At 33.4% G+C, this 20,913-nt stretch carries 15 protein-coding genes; 10 read left to right on the top strand and 5 right to left on the bottom strand.

Features of this window, described 5'->3' with window-relative positions; translation table 11 throughout:
* Positions 1-9 precede the first annotated feature (9 nt).
* Both V1468_RS02060 and V1468_RS02055 read left to right on the top strand, forming a co-directional pair.
* Entirely contained in the window at positions 10-2,127 is a 2,118-nt protein-coding gene (locus tag V1468_RS02060; RefSeq protein ID WP_331808593.1) for a glycoside hydrolase family 97 protein, read from the top strand.
* Between the two features lie 102 nt (positions 2,128-2,229).
* Positions 2,230-4,608 carry a GAF domain-containing protein gene (locus tag V1468_RS02055; protein ID WP_331808592.1) on the top strand — a complete coding sequence of 793 codons (2,379 nt, stop codon included), beginning with the start codon at positions 2,230-2,232 and terminating at the stop codon, positions 4,606-4,608.
* Here V1468_RS02055 and V1468_RS02050 read toward each other — a convergent pair.
* A complete protein-coding gene (locus V1468_RS02050) occupies positions 4,598-5,869 on the bottom strand; it encodes a Pycsar system effector family protein (RefSeq protein ID WP_331808591.1) in 1,272 nt (423 codons plus the stop codon). The two genes, V1468_RS02055 and V1468_RS02050, sit on opposite strands and share 11 nt — an antisense overlap.
* Before the next feature lie 165 nt (positions 5,870-6,034).
* Here V1468_RS02050 and V1468_RS02045 point away from each other — a divergent pair, with 165 nt between their 5' ends.
* Entirely contained in the window at positions 6,035-7,597 is a 1,563-nt protein-coding gene (locus V1468_RS02045) for a protein adenylyltransferase SelO (protein ID WP_331808590.1), read from the top strand.
* Positions 7,598-7,637: 40 nt separating this feature from the next.
* Positions 7,638-11,354 (top strand): metallophosphoesterase, encoded by a 3,717-nt coding sequence (locus V1468_RS02040; protein WP_331808589.1) that lies wholly within the window; start codon positions 7,638-7,640, stop codon positions 11,352-11,354.
* Here V1468_RS02040 and V1468_RS02035 read toward each other — a convergent pair.
* A complete protein-coding gene (locus tag V1468_RS02035) occupies positions 11,351-12,175 on the bottom strand; it encodes a hypothetical protein (protein WP_331808588.1) in 825 nt (274 codons plus the stop codon). The two genes, V1468_RS02040 and V1468_RS02035, sit on opposite strands and share 4 nt — an antisense overlap.
* Positions 12,176-12,245: 70 nt before the next feature.
* Here V1468_RS02035 and V1468_RS02030 point away from each other — a divergent pair, with 70 nt between their 5' ends.
* From V1468_RS02030 to V1468_RS02005, 6 genes are all read left to right on the top strand, one after another.
* Positions 12,246-13,463: a BaiN/RdsA family NAD(P)/FAD-dependent oxidoreductase gene (locus V1468_RS02030; RefSeq protein ID WP_331808587.1), complete on the top strand. Its 1,218-nt coding sequence runs from the start codon at positions 12,246-12,248 to the stop codon at positions 13,461-13,463.
* Complete coding sequence (locus tag V1468_RS02025; protein ID WP_331808586.1) at positions 13,460-13,996, top strand: DUF1697 domain-containing protein; 537 nt, start codon at positions 13,460-13,462, stop codon at positions 13,994-13,996. Before V1468_RS02030 ends, V1468_RS02025 begins: the two co-directional genes overlap by 4 nt.
* 3 nt (positions 13,997-13,999) lie before the next feature.
* A complete protein-coding gene (locus tag V1468_RS02020) occupies positions 14,000-15,127 on the top strand; it encodes a diphosphomevalonate/mevalonate 3,5-bisphosphate decarboxylase family protein (protein WP_331808585.1) in 1,128 nt (375 codons plus the stop codon).
* Positions 15,128-15,203: 76 nt separating this feature from the next.
* Positions 15,204-16,133, top strand: a complete 930-nt coding sequence (locus V1468_RS02015) for a mevalonate kinase family protein (RefSeq protein WP_331808584.1) — start codon at positions 15,204-15,206, stop codon at positions 16,131-16,133.
* 136 nt (positions 16,134-16,269) lie between these two features.
* Positions 16,270-17,172: a geranylgeranylglycerol-phosphate geranylgeranyltransferase gene (locus V1468_RS02010; protein ID WP_331808583.1), complete on the top strand. Its 903-nt coding sequence runs from the start codon at positions 16,270-16,272 to the stop codon at positions 17,170-17,172.
* Positions 17,173-17,253: 81 nt separating this feature from the next.
* Entirely contained in the window at positions 17,254-18,093 is an 840-nt protein-coding gene (locus tag V1468_RS02005; protein ID WP_331808582.1) for a pseudouridine synthase, read from the top strand.
* Positions 18,094-18,095: 2 nt separating this feature from the next.
* Here V1468_RS02005 and cysM read toward each other — a convergent pair whose 3' ends face one another.
* The 3 genes from cysM to V1468_RS01990 form a co-directional block, all read right to left on the bottom strand.
* Positions 18,096-18,974, bottom strand: coding sequence for a cysteine synthase CysM (gene cysM / locus V1468_RS02000; RefSeq protein WP_331808581.1), 879 nt, complete (start codon positions 18,972-18,974; stop codon positions 18,096-18,098).
* Positions 18,971-19,765 (bottom strand): serine O-acetyltransferase EpsC, encoded by a 795-nt coding sequence (epsC, locus tag V1468_RS01995; RefSeq protein WP_331808580.1) that lies wholly within the window; start codon positions 19,763-19,765, stop codon positions 18,971-18,973. The genes cysM and epsC overlap by 4 nt, the downstream gene beginning before the upstream one ends.
* A gap of 122 nt (positions 19,766-19,887) precedes the next feature.
* Positions 19,888-20,910: a transglutaminase domain-containing protein gene (locus V1468_RS01990; protein ID WP_331808579.1), complete on the bottom strand. Its 1,023-nt coding sequence runs from the start codon at positions 20,908-20,910 to the stop codon at positions 19,888-19,890.
* Between the last annotated feature and the right edge of the window lie 3 nt (positions 20,911-20,913).

The raw sequence follows: 20,913 nt of genomic DNA, 5'->3' as shown, positions 1-20,913 counted from the left end.
TCAATCTTAATGAAATTCAATCTTATCCCATTAATCCTTACAGTTCTTTTCTTTTCTTGTAATCAAAAGGAAAAACATATTACTGAAGTGACTTCGCCAAATAAGGACATAACCGTCAACTTTAATCTTACCAAAGAAGGACAGCCATTTTACACTGTAATGTTTAACAACAAAACGGTTGTAGATACATCGTTTTTAGGTTTCGACTTTAAGGAAATTGAAGATTTTGATAAAAATTTCAAAATAAAAAATGCATCAACATCAACGTTCAACGAAACTTGGCAAATGCCTTGGGGAGAACAAATAGATGTAGTAAACCATTATAATGAATTAAGAGTTGAATTAGAAGAAACATCAGAATTAAACCGAAAACTAAATATTGTTTTTAAAGTGTATGACGATGGTATTGGGTTTAGATATGAATTCCCAGAACAAGCTAACTTTAAAGAAGCACTGATTAAAGATGAACATACAGAATTCAATTTAACCGAAGACTACAAAACCTTTTGGATTCCTGGTGATTGGGATATTTACGAGCATTTATATAACACGACAAAATTATCAGAGATTGATGCTCTACAATTTGCGAACCATAAGAATTTAGCACAAACCTATATTCCTGAAAATGCTGTTAACACTCCAGTGACAATGGTCGGCACAGATGGTACACACTTAAGTTTTCATGAGGCAGCGTTGATAGATTACTCAGGAATGACCTTAAAAGTAGATACTGAAAATCTTGATTTAAAGAGTAATTTAGTAGGTTCAGAGAATACTGATTATAAGGTAAAACGAATGTTACCTTTTGAGACACCTTGGAGAACCATTCAAATTTCAGATAATGCACCAGAACTCATAGAATCAAAGTTAATCGTAAACCTAAACGAACCAAATAAACTTGGAGATGTATCTTGGTTTACACCAATGAAGTATACAGGTGTTTGGTGGGAAATGCACTTAGGAAAATCGTCTTGGGATTACGGTATGACTCAAAATATGAGTACTTGGACAGATACAGGAGGTGCACACGGAAAGCACGGAGCGAATACTGAAAATGTAAAACGATTTATAGACTTTTCGGCAAAAAATAACATTGGAGGTGTTTTAGTTGAAGGTTGGAATACAGGTTGGGAACATTGGATTGGTTTTGAAGATCGAGAAGGCGTATTCGATTTTGTAACACCTTATCCAGATTATGATATTGATGAGGTAACACGATATGCTAAAGAAAAAGGTGTAGAAATTATAATGCACCACGAAACCTCTGCGGCAACCGAAACGTATACCAAACAACAAGACACAGCTTACGCCTTAATGCAGAAATACGGTATGCACTCAGTAAAATCGGGTTACGTTGGCAAAATTCTTCCGAAAGGTGAATACCATCACGGACAGTATATGGTGAATCATTACAACAATGCTGCCATTAAAGCTGCTGAATACGACGTTGCAGTTAATGCGCACGAGCCAATTAAAGCAACTGGTTTACGTAGAACTTATCCAAATATCATTTCTCGTGAAGGTTTAAGAGGTCAAGAATTTAATGCTTGGGCAAGCGATGGAGGTAATCCACCAGAGCATTTGCCAATAGTTGCTTTTACAAGAATGTTGTCTGGCCCTATAGATTACACACCAGGAATTTTCAATATTAAGTTTGATGAATACAAACCAGACAATCAGGTAAACACCACTATTGCTCAACAATTAGCATTGTATGTGGTGATTTATAGTCCAATACAAATGGCAGCCGATTTAGTTGAGCATTATGAGGCGAACCCAGAGCCACTTCAATTTATAAAAGATGTTGGAGTAAATTGGCAAAAAACTAAAGTCTTAAATGGCGAAGTTGGCGATTATGTAACTATAGCAAGACAAGAGCGAGAAACAGGAGATTGGTTTGTTGGTGGTATTACAGATGAAAATGCAAGAACAATAGACTTAATTTTCGACTTTTTAGATGAAAACCAAAGCTACGAAGCTATAATTTATAAAGATGGAGATAACGCACATTGGGATGAAAATCCGCTAGATATTATTATCGAAAAAATTGAAGTGTCAAAAGGCTCAAATCTTTCAGTAAAATTAGCAGAGGGAGGAGGTTTTGCAATTAGCATAAAGAAAGTTTAGTTTTTTGTCAAAATATGTAACAAAATCATGTGTAAGTTCGTCTACTAATAAACGACTACAATTAAAATTTTGTAACTTAGGAAATAAAACTACTTTAATTCATTGAATATTAATAACCACATTGAGTCACCTTTAAATGTAAAGGTTAGCTTTAATAAGCTATTAGAAAAGTACGAACTGCTTATGCATTCCGATAAAAAAGCAGTGGTTTCTAATGCAAAACGTGTATTACAGATTGCTGAAGATAATCCTATTCTTAGAGAGGGTTTTAGCGATTTGTCTTTGTTTGAAAAGTATGAAGATGAGATTGCAGGTATTCTTCAGGATTCCTTTAGTCCTATTTTAACACAAAATGAAATAAAAACAGCTTCTATACCTTTACAAGATGTTATTTTTAATTCATCAGAACGTTTTAATTCAATTTTGAAAGATGCTGGAGAGGACTTTGAATTAGAAATTAAAAACCTTCCAGAAGATCATAATTATATAATTGCATGTTCAATTATTTTGAAGTTCTGTTATGGTTATGACCTTAGTTTTAAACGACCTTTCTTCTATGAAATTCCAGATAAAAATGGTGTTATGCGTTACTATAAAATTCTGTACAATGCAGACTTTATAGAAATTACACCAAATGAGCATGCTCCAAATATTACATCAGAAGATTATGATCAACTGATAGATAATTTTGAGGATTTAGAGTTATGGAAATCAAAGTTTCCACCAAATAGTTATGATTTTAAAGGATTTGTAATTTCAAATATTTTTGATGTTACTGATGATCAGTCTATTTCCAATATTAAGTCTTCTCTTTTAGGTAAAGGAAAACGAAAGGACCAAGCCTTTATGGAAGACTTTCATGAAATCTTTCGTTCGCTCCTTGGTATAAAGGATATAAAAGTTGGGTTCTCTATCTACAATAAAGATGATGATTCTTTTATGAGAGTCTATGGTGCTGGTATGACGAGTTATCTTCTTAATGAATTAGAAGCATCTTATTGCACAGATGCGCTGTGTGATTGGTCATATAATAGATTGCTTAAAGAGAAAAAATACTTCACAATTTCAAATGTAGAAGAGGTTTATGAAAGTAGAGATTGTGATGTACCTCATATTAAAGTTTTAAAAGAGCAAGGTATACAAAGTGCAATTTTTGCACCAATTGCTAATGACCAAGGGTTAATGGGAATACTAGAATTAGTATCTGACAAACCTAAGGTTCTAAATAGTGTTAATGCTAATAAACTTGTAGACGTAATGCCTTTTATTGTCTCGGCTGTAGAACGATCTAAGGCAGAGGAAGAAAATTTAATTGAAGCTGTAATACAGAAGGAATGTACCTCTATTCACTCTAGTGTACATTGGAAATTTGTTCAGGAAGCCAGAAATTATATCAAAGCGCAGTACAATAAAGAAGAATCAGCAACATTTAGAAAAATTGCTTTTGATAATGTGTATCCGCTATTTGGACAAATAGATGTTAAAGGTTCTTCAAATGCTAGAAATGAAGCTACCAAGAAAGATTTACTAATGCAATTAAATCTTGCTGAGAAAATTCTCGATAAAAGTCTTGAGAAAAAGCACTTGCCAATATTTGAGAAAATAAGGTTTCAGATTGTAAAGCATAGTTCTGATATTAAGGATAATTTTAAGGTAGATAGCGAGCATGCCATTTCTGTCTTTTTAAAAGAAGAAGTAAAGCCAGCTTTTCAGCTTATAGCTAAAAGTCAGGAGTCGCTTAAAGATGATATTGAAGATTACTTTAAAAAGATAGATGAAGATCTTAACGTTATTTATTTCTATCGGAAGCATTACGACGACACGGTAAAGCTTATAAATACCAATATGTCATCACTATTAGATGAAAAACAGATTGAAGCACAAAAAATGTATCCACACTTTTTTGAGCGTTTTAAAACTGACGGAGTGGAGCATAATATGTATATAGGTGAATCTATTACTAAACTAGATAGCTTTGATGTGATTTACCTTTATAATTTAAGACTGTGGCAATTACAGGTAATGTGCGAAATGGAGAACGCGTACTATCAAAACCAGCATGAATATCCAATAAGTTTAGATGTAGCTTCAATGGTATTAGTGTTTAATCAGCCACTTTCAATTCGTTTTAGAATGGATGAAAAACGCTTTGATGTTGATGGTACTTATAACGCACGCTATGAGGTGGTTAAAAAACGTGTCGATAAAGCTTTTATAAAAGGTACTGAAGAGCGAATTACTGAAAAAGGAAAACTAACCATTGTGTATTCTCAAAAAGAAGATGAGGACGAATACAAAACTTATATAAGTTTTTTACAATCTAAAAACGTACTTGATAACGATTTAGAAGTCTTAGAGTTAGAGGACTTGCAAGGAGTAACCGGACTTAAAGCGTTAAGGGTTAGTATTCTTTACCATAATGAAAATGATGATAAGAATTTCTATACTTACAACGATTTAATGGAAACTATTAAATCCTAAAAATACCTTTTTCATCTTCCTTTGATTTTATAAAACCAGTCTCTTCATTAGTTTCTGGTAAAACATCTTCAATATTTACGTTAGGATTATCTTTTACCGCAATAGCAAAAGATATTAAAGAGATAATGATACCAATCATAAATACAGTATAGGTAATACGTAATAGTCTGTATTTGCGTTCTAGAACCTTACCTAAAAAGTATAAATCTTTTGTGAGTGCTTTATAGATATAGTCTTTATCTTTTACCATTTCTCCAATAGCCCATTCAAATTCTTTTAATTCCATTTTGTGGAAATTACCAAAAAAACTAAGGTTAACCTCTTGGTTTTCAACATCCTCTTTGGTAAACTCCCCACTTGTTACATTTGGTCGTGTAGCAATGATTGATAGTACCATAGAAATAACACAGAATGATAAAAATATAATGGTAGGCCAAGTTAAATAAGGGTTGGTGTCTAGCTTAGAAATAAGATTGGCAAGTACAACCGAAATAATAATGGCATTAACCGATAGCAATATGTTGGCTTTTGTATCGGCAATATCGCTCAGTTTAATATGGTTTCTTAATGCAGTTCTGTAAAATGTTTGTACACCACGTTCTGGGCTTTCGTTTTTATATTGAGCTTTGTATTTAGCCTTAAGTTTTTCAACATCAAGTTTCTTTTTACGCTTTTTCTTTTTGCCCATTAACTTTGCTAAGTTCTTTTCTTTTCGTGGTTGCCAGTTTTTTAAAGCATATTCTGTATAAAAACTATGTTCCGTTAATACTTTTATATTTTCGGCTCGCCATTCAGCAGGCGTATAATTTTTAATACCACGCAGTTCTAGTTCTTTTCTAAGAAACTCGCTAGCTTCATTAAAGTATTTTTTTCCAAAGTGAGAAGCGTCAGCATCTCGTATAATTTCTTCAAGTTTATTGGATGGTTCTTCGTCAAACTTTGTTGCCATTATACAACTTGAAACAGCATTGATAATGTTTTCTTCAACCCCTTTTTCTTTCAAAAAAGCTTGGGCAAGTTTTACACTTTCAGCTTCGTGATTTTCAGAATTTACAGTGTAACCAATATCATGCAACAGGGCTGTTAACTCAAGTATATGAGACTCTTCTTTTGAGATTTTTGAGTTTTCTATAAGTTCTTTAGTGCTCTTTACTACGCGCTGTGTGTGCGTGTAGTTATGATATATAAAAGTGTTAGGAAGTTTGTCTGATAATAGGTTAAAAACATATTCCTGTGTGTCTTCAATAAGAGACTTTGCCATAAGTAACGTACATTATTAATTAGGTCTAAATTACGAAAATTACAAGACTTAACATTTAATTAGAGCTAATAGTAATTACTAAGTTGTATTTTTATAAAAATGATAAAGCAATAAGTTGTAACTACCATTTTAAATCCTAGACCAAAAAGCCTTCTTCATAACTATATGCAATTAAAAATAGCCGATACTTTTAATAAAGAATTACCGTCTGACACTAACTTAAGTAATACTAGAAGAAAAGTATTTGGTGCCATGTACTCTTATGTAAAACCCAGAGTACCTAAATCACCAAAGCTAATTCATGTATCACCAGAAATGTGTGAAAACATAGGAATTCATGAAGACGAAGTAGGTTCTGAGGAGTTTTTAAATATTTTTTCAGGCTCTGAATTGTACAAAGAAACGCAGCCTTATGCCATGGCTTATGCAGGACACCAATTTGGGAATTGGGCAGGACAGCTAGGTGATGGAAGAGCAATAAATTTATTCGAGGTACAGCACAACAAAAAACGATGGGCAATGCAACTAAAGGGAGCTGGTGAAACGCCATATTCTAGACAAGGAGATGGCTTAGCTGTTTTAAGGTCTTCCGTAAGAGAATATTTGTGTAGCGAAGCAATGCACCATTTAGGTGTGCCAACAACAAGAGCATTGAGCCTTATGCTTTCTGGAGATGAGGTGTTAAGAGATATGCTTTATAACGGTAATGCAGCCTATGAAAAAGGTGCTATTGTTTGCAGAGTAGCGCCATCATTTATTCGTTTTGGTAATTTTGAATTGTTTGCTTCAAGAAACGATACAGAAAATCTTAAAAAGCTTACAGAATATACCATAAAACATTTTTATCCAGAACTTGGAGCACCTTCAAAAGAAGTCTATATTCAGTTTTTTAAAGCAGTTGCAGATAAAACTTTAGATATGATTATTCATTGGCAACGTGTCGGTTTTGTGCATGGAGTTATGAATACAGATAACATGTCTATTTTAGGACAAACGATAGATTATGGACCTTATGGTTGGTTAGAAGGTTTTGATTTTGGATGGACACCAAACACTACAGATAGAGAGCATAAGCGTTACCGTTATGGTAATCAGCCAAATATTGGGTTGTGGAATTTGCTACAATTGGCTAATGCATTGTATGCTTTAGTTGATGAAGCAGAGCCATTTGAAACAATTTTGAATCAATATCAAAAAGATTTTGAAGAAGCGTTTTTAAATATGATGCGTTCAAAATTAGGATTAGATTTCAAAAAAGAAGAAGATCAAAAATTAGTTGAAGATTTAGAAGATTGCTTGTTGCTTTCAGAAACAGATATGACAATTTTTTACCGTTTGCTTTCTAATTTTGAAAAAGGAAAAGTTGAAAATAGCCTAGAAATTGTAAAGCAAGCATTTTACAACCCAGAAGAAATACAAGGCAAGAAAGAAGAGAAATGGAATGATTGGATTATAGATTACGACAAAAGATTAAAGTTAGAAGAAGCTACAGACCAACAACGACAAATAAAAATGAATGCTGTAAATCCTAAATATGTACTTAGAAATTACATGGCACAGTTGGCTATAGATGATGCCAATGAAGGAAAATATGGTTTAATTGACGATTTGTTTCAAATGTTGAAAAATCCATACAGCAATCAACCAAAATACGAAAAATGGTTTGCTAAACGACCAGAATGGGCACGACATAAAGCAGGATGCTCTATGTTATCTTGTAGCTCTTAACCTTTTTAACAAGTTTATTTTTCAGTTATAAATAATACACATGAAACATATTTACAAAAGAATTACAATCTTAGTTTTAATCATTTTAAGTCATGCATGCGCAACGTATAAAGCGCAGTATGCTGAAGATGATTTTACAATTCAAAATTTACCAGAAAAACAAGTTGATAATGTGTTTTACTTAGTTGGTGATGCTGGTAAATCTCCTATGAATGGCTATTCAGATGCTTTAATGGCGTTTAAGAAGCATATAGCAACGCAAGGCAATTCAAAAGAAGATTATACACTGTACTTGGGAGACAATATTTACCCAGCAGGATTACCAAAAAAAGAGCATAAAGACAGAGCGTCGGCAGAAAATGCACTTCAGGCTCAGTTTGGTGCTGTAAAAGATTTTAAAGGTAAAACCATATTTATACCAGGTAATCATGAGTGGTATGCAGGCGGATTAAAGGGAGTAAAGCGCCAAGAAAAGTATGTAGAAAACGCATTAGGTAAAAACACTTTTCAGCCAGAAAATGGTTGTCCGTTAGAGAGTATAGATGTTAGTGAGACAGTACAACTCATCATTATAGATACCCAATGGTATTTAGAAAACTGGAATGATAATCCAGGTATAAATGACGAGTGCGAAATAAAAACAAGAGAGCGTTTTTTCTTAGAAGTCGAAGGTGAATTAAAAAAAGCACAAAACAAAACTATTGTATTTGCGATGCATCACCCAATGTATACCAATGGTGTACATGGTGGACAATTTGCTGCTTCAAAACACTTGTTTCCTGGGCAGAAGAAAATACCATTTCCAGGTTTGGCTTCTGTAGTTGCGCAAATTAGAACACAAGGAGGTGTATCTATTCAAGATCGATATAACGAGCGTTATAATGAGTTAATGAAGCGTTTAGAAACCCTTGCTGTAGATAGTCCAAAATTAGTATTTGTGTCCGGTCATGAACATACGTTGCAATATATAGAAGAAGGCAGAATAAAACAGATAGTTTCTGGTTCTGGTGCAAAGGAGTCTTATGCTACGCTTAGTGATAATGGTTTGTTTTCCTATGGAAAACAAGGCTTTGCTAAACTCGTAGTGTATAAAGATGGTAGTTCTTGGGTACAGTTTTTTAGCGCCGAAAATGGAGAGCCAGAAGCCATGTTTCAAAAAGAAGTTATACCTCCAAACAAACCAGATTTTGATATTTCTACTTTACCAGATAGCTTTCCAAATACAGTTGAGGTTTCTATTTATTCAAAAGAAGAAACTGATAAAACGGACTTTTTTGAAGCTATTTGGGGAGAAAATTATAGAGATGTTTATAGTAAAAAAATTACGGCAAAAGTAGCCACTTTAGATACCCTTTACGGTGGATTAGAGGTAGTCCGAAAAGGTGGCGGGCATCAAACACGTTCTTTAAGATTAAAACTAAAAGACGGTAGAGAATTAAATATGCGAGCACTTAGAAAAAGTGCGACACAATATATTCAAACGGTTGTATTTAAAGATAATTTTATTAAGAATGAATTTGATGAAACCATAGTAGAAGATCTTATTTTAGATTTTTACACGGCGGCACATCCTTATGCGTTTTTAGTAGTGCCTAAACTTTCTGATGCCGCGCAGGTATTACATACCAATCCAAAATTATATTACATTCCAAAACATAAGCATTTAGGAAAATACAACGATGAGTATGGTGGAGAACTGTATATGATAGAAGAACGTCCGGAGGACAACTATTCTAACGACAGAAATTTTGGATATGCAGATGATATAGAAAGTACCCATGATATCATCGAGAAAATAAGAAAAGATGAAGAGTATAAAATAGACGAAGTCGCTTTTGTTAGGGCAAGATTGTTTGATATGCTTTTGGGAGATTGGGATAGACACCAGGATCAATGGAGATGGGCACAATTTGATCAACCAAATGGAGACAAACTTTACAGAGCAATACCAAGAGATAGAGATCAGGTGTTTTCTAATTTTGATGGGACGTTGCTAGACATCGGAAGAACAATTTCTAGCTCTACAAAACAACTTCAGGTTTACGATTCTGAACTTAAAGATATTAAATGGATGAATAGTGCTGGGCATAAATTAGATAAAGCATTAATCAAACAAGCGGATAAATCGGTTTGGTTAGAACAGGCTAAATTTCTCCAGACAGAAATAACAGATGAAGTTATAGAAGACGCATTTTCAAATTTACCTAAAGAAATTCAAGACGAAACTATAGAAGACATTAAAACCAAATTAAGAGGAAGACGAGATAATCTGGTAGATATTGCGACGCGTTATTCTAACTATTTAGATGAGTTGGTAATACTTACAGCAACCGACAAAGATGATTTTATTGAGATTACAAGAACAGCAGATAAAGAGACCAGAGTACAGATCTGGAGAAATAAAGGAGGCGAAAAAGCAGATGTCATTGTAGATAGAACGTATCACAGAGATGTCACTAAAGAGATTTGGGTGTATGGTCTAGATGATGATGATATTTTTGAAGTTAATGGTAAAGCAAATAATTTAATCTATACAAGACTTATAGGTGGGCAAGGAAATGATATCTATATTATAAATGAAGGAAGACGCATTAAGGTTTACGATCATAAGTCTAAAAAAAATACTATCGAAAAAAACAAGGGTGGTCAGATAAAGTTTACAGATAATTACAAATCTAATTTATACGATTTTCAAAAGTTTATAACAAAGACAGGTGTTATAACACCAAGTCTTGGTTTTAATCCAGATGATGGACTAAAAGTAGGAGTAAGCCTTGTTAAAACTACAAAAGGCTTTGAACGCAATCCATTTTCACAACAACACAAGTTTAATGCTGGTTATTATTTTGCTACAGAAGGCTTCGATATTAGGTATAACGGTCAGTTTGCGAATATTTTTAATGATTGGAACTTAAAAGTAGGTGGTGTTTTTACAAGTGCCAATTTTACAAATAACTTCTTTGGTATAGGTAACGAAACAGTAAATAACGATGACGATTTAACTTTAGATTATAACCGAGTTAAGACCAGTATTATTGGATTAGATGTAGGTGCCATTAAGTCTTCGGGCTATGGAAGTGAATATGGGTTTAGAGCTATTTTTGAAGGTATAGAATTAGACGAAACCGATAATAGATTTATTACAGATTTTATGCCTACAGCAGATGAAGAATTTTATGAAAGGAGATTGTTTACAGCTTTAGAGGCGGAATATGATTACCATAGTGCAGATGACGAAATAGCAACCTCTAGAGGAATGGATTTTAATATTGTCGCAGGTGCTAAAACAGAGATAGAAGAGTTTAAAAATGTTTTTGGTTATGTAAATGCACATCTAGGATTCTATAATGCTTTGAGTGTAAATAGAAAACTGGTTCTAAAGACAGATATTAGAACTCAATTGCGTTTTGGTGATGACTTTTTATTTTATCAGGGAGCAAATATTGGAGATGGAGGAGCAGGACTAAGAGGATATAGAACAGAACGATTTACAGGTAAAAATTCTTTAGTAACCAATGCAGATTTAAGATATAGTTTTAATAGTTTTAAAACAGGTTGGTTCCCTATGCAGATAGGTGTTTTTTCAGGAATAGATGTAGGTAGAGTTTGGGTGAAAAACGACACTTCAGAAAAGTGGCATAACTCTTACGGAGGTGGCTTTTGGGTAGCAGCTGCAGATTCTGTTGCAGGTACATTTAACCTATTTAATGGTGAAGATGGTTTGAGATTTTCATTTGGTTTTGGTTTAAACTTTTAGTTGAGTTTAAAACTGTAAATATTGCCTCCTTCGTCGCCATTGCGTTCATCTGTTATGTAAACCATAGCGTTATTTTTAAAGCAAATACCCTCTTTTTGAGAGTTATGGTCAAAAGGTAGCTCTTCGATATTACCAGAAAAGAAATCATCATTTTTAAAGTTAGTGATTTTCCATACTTTATCATGATTTAATAGTACGATGCTTTCACCATCATCGCTAATATCGGCAGCAGTAATTTTATTGTTTTTACCATCTAAATTAAAGTCAGATCTTAACACGGCTTCATGTTTCCCTGGTATGTTAGGAACTTTTAGGGTGATGAATTTCTTCGTTTCTTTACTAAAAATATAAAATGAATTATTGTACAAAAAGAACGCTTCAAAATCTTTAGAATACTTCTTTTTAGGAACGGTAAAGTCAATAATTTCAGCTTCAGCAGTATCGTTGTCTAAGTCGTTGTGATTTATTTTCAAAATCCTAAAATGCTTTCGCTTTTCATTGTTGTTTCCAAAGTCACCAATGTAAATATTACCGTCTTTATCAGAAGTTAAATCTTCCCAATCAATGTTGCTGGCATTAGTTATTGCTACTTTTTTTACAATTTTTCCGCTAGAGTCTAACCCGAATAAATCACTGTCATTTCCAGAGTCTTCAATAGTCCAAATTAAATTCGATTGAGGTGTGGTTTCTGCAGCAGAAGCCTCTTTTATGGAGTTATTAATGCTGCCTTCTATTTTGAGTTGACCAGCAGATTGACAAGAAACCGCAATCAGCGTTATTAATATTAATCTTTTAAAGTGTATCATTGTAAATATTTTCATAGGTTAAGGATAACTATAGAAGTTAATTTTAACAAAGATTTACTCATAAAATCTTCTTAAATCATAATTTTTGAACGCACAAAAAGACATAATTGTTATTGGTGGAGGTGCAGCCGGATTTTTTGCTGCAATTAACATAGCAGAGAAGCATCCCGAATTAGCAGTTGCTATTTTAGAACGTGGTAAAGAAGGTCTGCAAAAGGTGAAAATTTCTGGCGGCGGACGTTGCAACGTTACACATGCAGAGTTTATACCATCAGAGTTGGTGCGAAATTATCCAAGAGGCGAAAAGGAATTGCTAGGTCCCTTTCACACCTTTATGACAGGAGATACTATTGCCTGGTTTGAAGAACGCGGAGTAGAATTAAAGATAGAAGAAGATGGCAGGATGTTTCCGGTCTCAAATTCATCTCAGACTATCATAGATTGCTTTTTGTTTGAAGCCAAAAAACATAAGGTTGAGGTTTTATATAATCACTCTGTAAAAACTATAAAACCTATTGAAAATGGATTTAAAGTTAGTACAACTCAAGGAGATGTTGAAGCAAAAAAAATAGTTTTAGCAACAGGAAGCAACCCGAAAGTATGGAAGCTTTTAGAGAGTTTTGGTCATACCATTGTTCCGCCAGTTCCATCACTATTTACGTTTGATATAAAAGACAAACGCATAAAAGATATACCAGGCGTTGTGGCACAAAATGTAGAAGTGAAAGTTTTAGATACAGATCTTTTTTCTGAAGGTCCTTTACTTATAACACATGTTGGTATGAGTGCGCCAGCGATCTTAAAATTATCGGCTTATGGAGCGGTTGAGCTAGCAAAGCTTAATTACAATTTTAAGATTGGAATTAACTTTATAAAACAAGATTTTGAAGATTGTCTAGATCAATTAAAAGGTTTAAAACAAGATTTAGCCAAGAAACAGATTTTTGGCACTGCACAGTTCGATTTACCAAAGCGATTGTGGCGGAAACTAGTTCTAGCTTCAAATATTTCTGATAATGAACGCTGGGCAGATCTCAATAAAGAGCAACTGACTGCTCTAGCAGCGCAGTTAACACAAGCGGTTTTTCAAGTAACAGGCAAAAGTACCTTTAAAGAAGAATTTGTTACAGCAGGTGGAGTAGACTTAAAAGAAGTAAACTTTAAAACCTTTGAAAGTAAGTTAATACCCAACTTATTTTTTGCAGGAGAAGTTATTAATGTAGATGCAGTAACAGGTGGTTTTAATTTTCAGAATGCTTGGACAGGAGCTTACATTGTGTCGCAATCAATAGCAAAGAATTGAAAACATACATCGTATTATTAAGAGGTATCAACGTTGGCGGACACAGAAAGGTGCCAATGGTAGAGTTAAGAGAACTACTAACAAAGACAGGGTTTTCTGATGTTAAAACTTACATACAAAGTGGGAATGTGATTTTTAAATTTGCAGAAACTAATGCTCAAAAGATAGAAAATTCAATTCAAAAGTCTATTGCTGATCATTTTGGATTTGATGTATCTGTGATGGTAAGAACGAGACAACAATTACAAAAAATATTTGACGACTGTCCGTTTTCTGAAGATAAAAAAATCAACAGTTATTTTGCCATATTATCTCATAGTCCAGATAAGGATTTAGTTCAGGAAGCTTATAATAAAACCTATGAAAATGAGGAGTATGAAATCACAAATGATTGTCTTTATTTCTATTCAAACAAGGGTTATGGCAATGCAAAATTTAGCCTTAATTATTTCGAAAGAAAACTTAAGGTTAATGCTACGGCAAGAAACTATAAAACAATGCTAAAGTTACTATCTTTGTCGGCAGAAAATTAGATTATGATAGCTGAAGATTTTATCCTTAAAAATTATAATTCAAGTGTAGAAAGTGGCTCAGTAAAATGGGAATCACCAAGTAATATTGCATTAATAAAATATTGGGGAAAAAAGGAAAATCAAATTCCAGAGAATCCATCAATAAGCTTTACACTATCTAACTGTAAGACCATTACAAAGCTTACTTACACTAAAAAAGACCTTTCGACTGCGCTCAAGGTGACATCAGATTTTAGTTTTGATGTGTATTTTGAAGGAGAGCAAAACGAAGCCTTCAAACCAAAAATTCAAACTTTTTTTGAACGTATTGAAGAATATGTACCTTTTTTAAGAGATTATCATTTTAAGATAGAAACTTCTAATACTTTTCCACACAGTTCTGGTATTGCGTCTTCTGCATCAGGTATGAGTGCATTGGCGTTGTGTTTAATGAGTATTGAACAAAAATTAAAGGAAGGTGTCACCTTGAGCGCAGTCGAAAGGTCTTCTGAAAAGAACTACTTTAAAAGAAAAGCATCGTTTTTAGCCAGATTAGGCTCTGGTAGTGCTTGTAGAAGTATCGAAGGAGAGTTGGTAGTTTGGGGACAAAATGAGAGTGCAGAAAGTTCAGATTTATATGGAATTAAATTTGAAGGTGAAGTGCATTCTAACTTCAATAATTATCAAGATACTATACTTTTAGTTGATAAGGGAGAAAAGCAAGTGAGCAGTACAGTTGGTCATAAATTAATGTTTGGTCATCCTTTTGCACAGCAACGTTTTGCACAAGCGCACGATAATTTAGCAAAACTTAAGGCAGTTTTAGCTTCTGGTGATTTGCAAGGCTTTGTGAAAATTGTTGAAAGTGAGGCTTTAACGCTTCATGCAATGATGATGACGAGTATGCCTTATTTTATTTTAATGAAGCCTAATACGCTAGAGATAATTAATAAAATCTGGAAGTATAGAGAAGAAAATAATTCTAATGTATGTTTTACTTTAGATGCAGGTGCTAACGTACATGTATTATATCCTGAAAATGAAAAAGAAAGTGTGCTAAAATTTATAAATAAAGAATTGGCTGATTATTGTCAAAACGGTCATTTTATTACAGATTTTGTAGGTAAAGGCGCACAATTAATTGAAAATTAATCTAGCTTAGGTGTTGATTGCAAACCAAATAGCATATTAATCCGTATATTTGTTAAAAGAAATTGTTTAAAGCACGATGAAAGGACCCCTTTTCTATTCAAAAATTTTACTCTTCGGAGAGTATGGAATCATTAAAGATTCTAAGGGATTATCTATACCTTATAATTTTTATAATGGCGCTCTAAAGGTTGACGAAAATCCATCTGAAGAAGCTATTAAATCTAACGAAAGTCTAAAACGTTTTGCATCTTATTTAGCAAATTTAGATAAAGATTTAGTGTCTTTTGATATAGAAAAGCTTAAGGAAGATGTTGATTCAGGTATGTACTTCGATTCATCCATACCTCAAGGCTATGGTGTAGGAAGTAGTGGAGCTTTAGTAGCGGCTATTTATGATAAGTATGCTACCGAAAAAATTACCGTTTTAGAAAACCTTACGCGCGAAAAACTATTAAGGTTGAAAGTTATTTTTTCTGAAATGGAATCGTTCTTTCATGGTAAATCTTCAGGATTAGATCCTTTAAACAGTTACTTAAGTCTACCAATATTAATCAACTCTAAAGATAATATTGAGGCAACAGGCATACCATCTCAAAGTACAGAAGGTAAAGGAGCTGTATTTTTATTAGATAGTGGTATTGTTGGCGAAACAGCACCTATGGTTAGTATTTTTATGGAAAACATGAAGAATGAAGGATTCCGCAGTATGCTAAAGGAGCAGTTTATTAAACACACAGATGCATGCGTTGATGATTTCCTAAAAGGTGACATTAAATCATTATTCAGAAATACAAAGCAGCTTTCTAAAATTGTATTAAATAATTTTAAGCCTATGATACCTAATCAATTCCATGAATTATGGAAAAAAGGTATCGAAACCAATGACTATTACCTTAAACTATGTGGCTCTGGAGGTGGTGGCTACATCTTAGGTTTTACGGAAGATATAGAAAGAGCAAAAGCAGCTTTACAAGGTCAGAAATTAGAAGTTGTTTATAATTTTTAATAATATGAGTTATTTAATAAAATCAGGTGAAGAAATATTAATATGGCAATTATTATTAATTGCTTTTTTTGTGTTCTTGGCTTGGTTATGCTACAAAGTAGTTAAAGCTATTACTTCTAAAAAGTAATTTTTAATAATGCTATCAAGAAGGCAGAAACATATTCTGTTAAAATTCTTCAGCCTGTTTTCGGTAGTGCGTGGTTACAATATTTTGGTTGTAGTTATTGCACAATACTTAGCATCAATTTACATTTTTGCGCACGATAAGCCTTTAAAAGAAGTACTATTTGATGTTAACTTGTTAATGTTAGTTTTAGCATCATCAGCAACAATTGCAGCAGGCTACATTATCAATAACTTTTATGATTCTGAAAAAGATTTAATCAATAGACCAAGAAAAACCATGTTAGATCGCTTGGTAAGTCAAAATACAAAGTTGTCATTTTACTTTGTTTTGAATTTCTTAGCAGTGGTTTTTGCAAGTTATGTTTCATTTAAGGCTGTACTATTTTTTGCACTTTACATTTTTGCGATTTGGTTGTATTCTCATAGATTCAAAAAACAGCCAATGACAGGTAATTTGGTGTCTGCCATCCTTGCTGTAACACCATTCTTTGTAATATTTATTTATTACCAAAACTTTGAATTGGTGATTTTTGCTCATGCTATATTCTTATTCTTGTTAATTTCTATGCGAGAGTTAACCAAGGATTTAGAAAATATTAAAGGAGATTTGGCTTTAAATTATAAAACAGTTCCGGTAGTACATGGTGAGCGGACTTCTAAAATTATGCTTACTGTTTTAGCTTTATTAACTATAATTTCTGGTATTGTGCTCGTTTTGTTTTTTAAAATAGGTCACATGTACTATTTCTTTTATCTAAGTATAGTGTTACTTTTTCTTTTTTTATTCATTCTTTGGAAGTCTAATAAAAAAACACATTACTTGATTCTTCACAATATTTTAAAATTTATTATTGTAGTTGGTGTGTTTTCCATTTTACTCATAGATGTTTCTGTGGTTTTAAATCGCTTGTAATGTTTTTATTGTCGCAACAAACAACTATAGAAATTAATAGTTCGTATTAACTAATGTTATACCTTTGCCAAAAATTTTAATATGAGCAGACATCAAGATAGCAAAGGAAAAGGAAAAACTTCGGGAAGAGGACAAGCTAACAGCAAATCTAAAAGTTTTGCGAGAGGTAATGCTCCTTTCAAAAAGAAATCAAAACCAAAAACAGCATCAAACCCAGACGAAATACGCTTAAACAAATACATAGCCAATTCTGGTATTTGTTCGCGTAGAGAAGCTGATGAAAATATAGCCATTGGCTTGGTAACGGTAAACGGAAAGGTTGTAACCGAAATGGGTTATAAAGTAAAACGTACAGACGATGTGCGTTTTGATGGTCAGCGTATTGCGCCAGAACCTAAGGTATATGTGCTACTAAATAAACCAAAAGGGTTTGCAACAACTACGGCAGAAGGTAAAGGTAGAACAGTAATGGATCTAGTGGCTAATGCTACCAATGCTAATATTAGACCAATAGGTCGTTTGGGCAGAAATTCACTGGGTTTGTTATTATTTACTAATGATGACAAGGTGGTACAGAAATTCACCAATTCTAAGAATGGCGTTGCACGATTATTTCAGGTAGAGTTAGATAAAAACTTAAAGTTTGAGGACTTAAAAAAGATACAAGAAGGTTTTAATGTGGATGGTAATTTAATTACCGTGGAGGAAATCAGCTACATCGAAGGTGAGTCTAAGAATAAAATTGGTGTAAAAATAAAAAATACAGGAAACTCAATCTTAAGAACTATTTTTGAAACCTTTAAGTACGATTTAGTAAAGATAGATTGCGTAGCCATAGGTCACTTAACCAAAAAAGACATTCCTAGAGGACATTGGAAGCATCTTACAGAACAAGAGATTAATACCTTAAAGATGTTATAATCTTAGAGAAATAAATCTGAAGACAAATACCGATCTCCACGATCACAGATAATACTAACTATAACACCGCTTTCTAACTCGTTAGCGAGTTTTAAAGTGGCAGTTGTAGCTCCGCCACTACTCATACCAGCTAAAATACCTTCTTCTTTTGCTAATCTGCGTGTCATTGCAACAGCTTCTTCTTGGCTAACCTCTATAACACGATCTACTTTAGAAGCATCAAAAATTTTAGGTAAATAAGCTTCTGGCCATTTTCTAATACCAGGTATTTTAGAGTTATCAGTTGGTTGCACACCAACAATTTCAACAGCTTTATTTTGCTCCTTTAAATATGTTGATGTGCCCATAATTGTACCAGTAGTTCCCATTGCAGATACAAAATGCGTCACAGTACCTCCAGTATCTCTCCAAATTTCTAGACCCGTAGATTTATAATGCGCTTTCCAGTTGTCATTATTTTCAAACTGATTAAATGAAAAGTAACCTTCATTTTCAACCTTGTCTATGGCATAATCGCGAGCACCTTCTATACCATCAGGATGTAAAGTTACTTTAGCTCCATAAGCTTTCATGGTTTGCACACGTTCCTTTGTTGCTGTCTCTGGCATAACAAGTTCTATGTCTAATCCGTAGATAGCAGCAATCATAGCAAGGGCAATACCTGTATTTCCGCTTGTGGCTTCAATTAATTTTGAAGATTTGTTTATTCGCTTAGCTTCCAAGGCAGTTTTAATCATGTTGTGGGCAGCTCTATCCTTAACACTGCCACCAGGATTATTACCTTCTAGCTTAAAATAAAGACTCACATTAGGGTTAGTATTTAAAGCAATGGATTTTACAAGAGGAGTATTTCCTATTCTATCAATTAAGGTCTTGTTCATTTAGCTTGTGTTTTTTTAGAGTAAATTTCAACTTTATGATTGTGGATTACTGTAGAGTTTTTCGGTACTGAGGTTGTTAGCCAAGTATTGCCACCAATAACGCTATTTTCGCCAATAACAGTATCACCTCCAAGGATTGTTGCATTAGCGTAAATCGTTACATTATTTTTTATTGTTGGGTGACGTTTCGTAAACTGATCTTGTTTCCTTACGATTAATGCACCTAAGGTAACACCTTGATATATCTTTACATTATCGTGTATTTCTGTGGTTTCACCAATGACAACACCTGTACCATGATCTATAAAAAAAGAATTGCCTATGGTTGCTCCAGGATGAATGTCTATACCTGTTATTTGATGCGCATATTCAGTCATTAACCTAGGAATTATAGGGAGCTTTAAGTTGTGAAAAATTCTTGCCATTCTATAGATAGAAATAGCAAAAAAGCCAGGATAAGCCATATAGATTTCTTCGAGCGATTTTGCAGCAGGATCGTTATTAAGAATAGCTTCAGCATCTTTTTTTAAACTGCAATACAAATCTGGAATATTAGTTAGAAAGTCAGTCCAGCGTTTGCAAGGTTTACCTTTGGTTTTTGGGCAGGCAATATCTCTTAAAGCTATAAATAGAGGCTCTAAAACAGTAAATGCCTCTTCGGTATTAGTGTCGCTATCAAAAAAAGCTTTAAAGAGTAATTTGGTAAAACGTTGAGATTCCTCTTTTAAAATCATAGGTACTTTAATAGCAGATTTCTGCTCATTTATTACCATTAATAACTTCTTATCCATTCTTGCCTTTTCTGTGCGTTAACGACACTTATAAGTGTCTAAATAACGAATTTAGTGAAAGTGAAGTTGAAAGGAAAAAGCTTAACACTAATTTATTATTGATAATGTAAAGAAGAACGAGTCTATTTTTTAACGTCAACGGTGTAAGTTGATATTAAATCATCATCGATATACAGATGCACATCATAAAAACCAGTTTGGTTAAACTGATGTTCCAACTCTAGAGATTTATCATTTATAGAAATTGAAGTGGGTTGGTCTTTCCAGGTGCTAAAACCGTTGTCAAAACCAAGTTTTACATTTTCTGGCTTTGTGTTGTTTTTTAATTGATACTTAAACACCACTTTTTGATGTGGCTTTATAGTATGATGCATTTGCTGAGGCGCATTATGCAACTCTAGATTTTTATAGGCATTACCATACAATACTGGCGCTTTTAAAAAAGTATCAAATGTAGGAATCTCATTATCATCTAAAAGCCACCAACGCTCATCAACAGGAAAATGATTTACAGCAAATAGTTTTGGGTTTGCCAAAAAGAAGCCATCATTATATTGAAAACTAAATTTATTGGTCTTAGGATTTGGAATACCACTAGCCCAAGTAGGATCACACAAATACCATTTGTCATTAAGTTTTACAGCATTCCATGAGTGGTTGGGTAAATCTAAAGTTTCAATATTTGTGGTGCTTACACGCCCAAAACCTTGTACAATCTCACATTCCAGATTGGCAAAATCAGCTAAAGTTTTTACCAAATAAGCATAACCTGTACAAATAGTTCGTTTTTTCTTAAGTAGCCTACTAAAAAGCTTAGTTCTAAATTTTGTATTCCAGGCATCAAGCTTTAGGCTATCATCTTTAAAACGTTGTCGTTGTCGGTCGTTTTTTAGGTAAAGCGAATAATCATTAGCAATATTATCGCAAACCCACTTATAAATAGCTCTAAACTTTTCTACATCTGTGTTTAACGTACTGGTAAGTTTAAAAGAAAGTTCAGGTAGATTTGTAAGGTTCTCACCTTTTAATGATAAGGCAATACTATCTGCTTTTTTAAAATCTATATGGTCAAAGTCTGCTATTTGAGCATTAAGCCTACATAAACTTAAAAAAAGCAGTAGTAATAATAGAAGCGTTTTTTGCAAAAC

Origin of the sequence: Winogradskyella poriferorum (assembly GCF_036553625.1) — a bacterium.
In the GTDB taxonomy this organism is placed as follows: Bacteria; Bacteroidota; Bacteroidia; order Flavobacteriales; family Flavobacteriaceae; genus Winogradskyella; species Winogradskyella poriferorum.
Note: the sequence above shows the minus strand (reverse complement) of the source record. Positions and strands in the feature narration are given on the sequence as shown.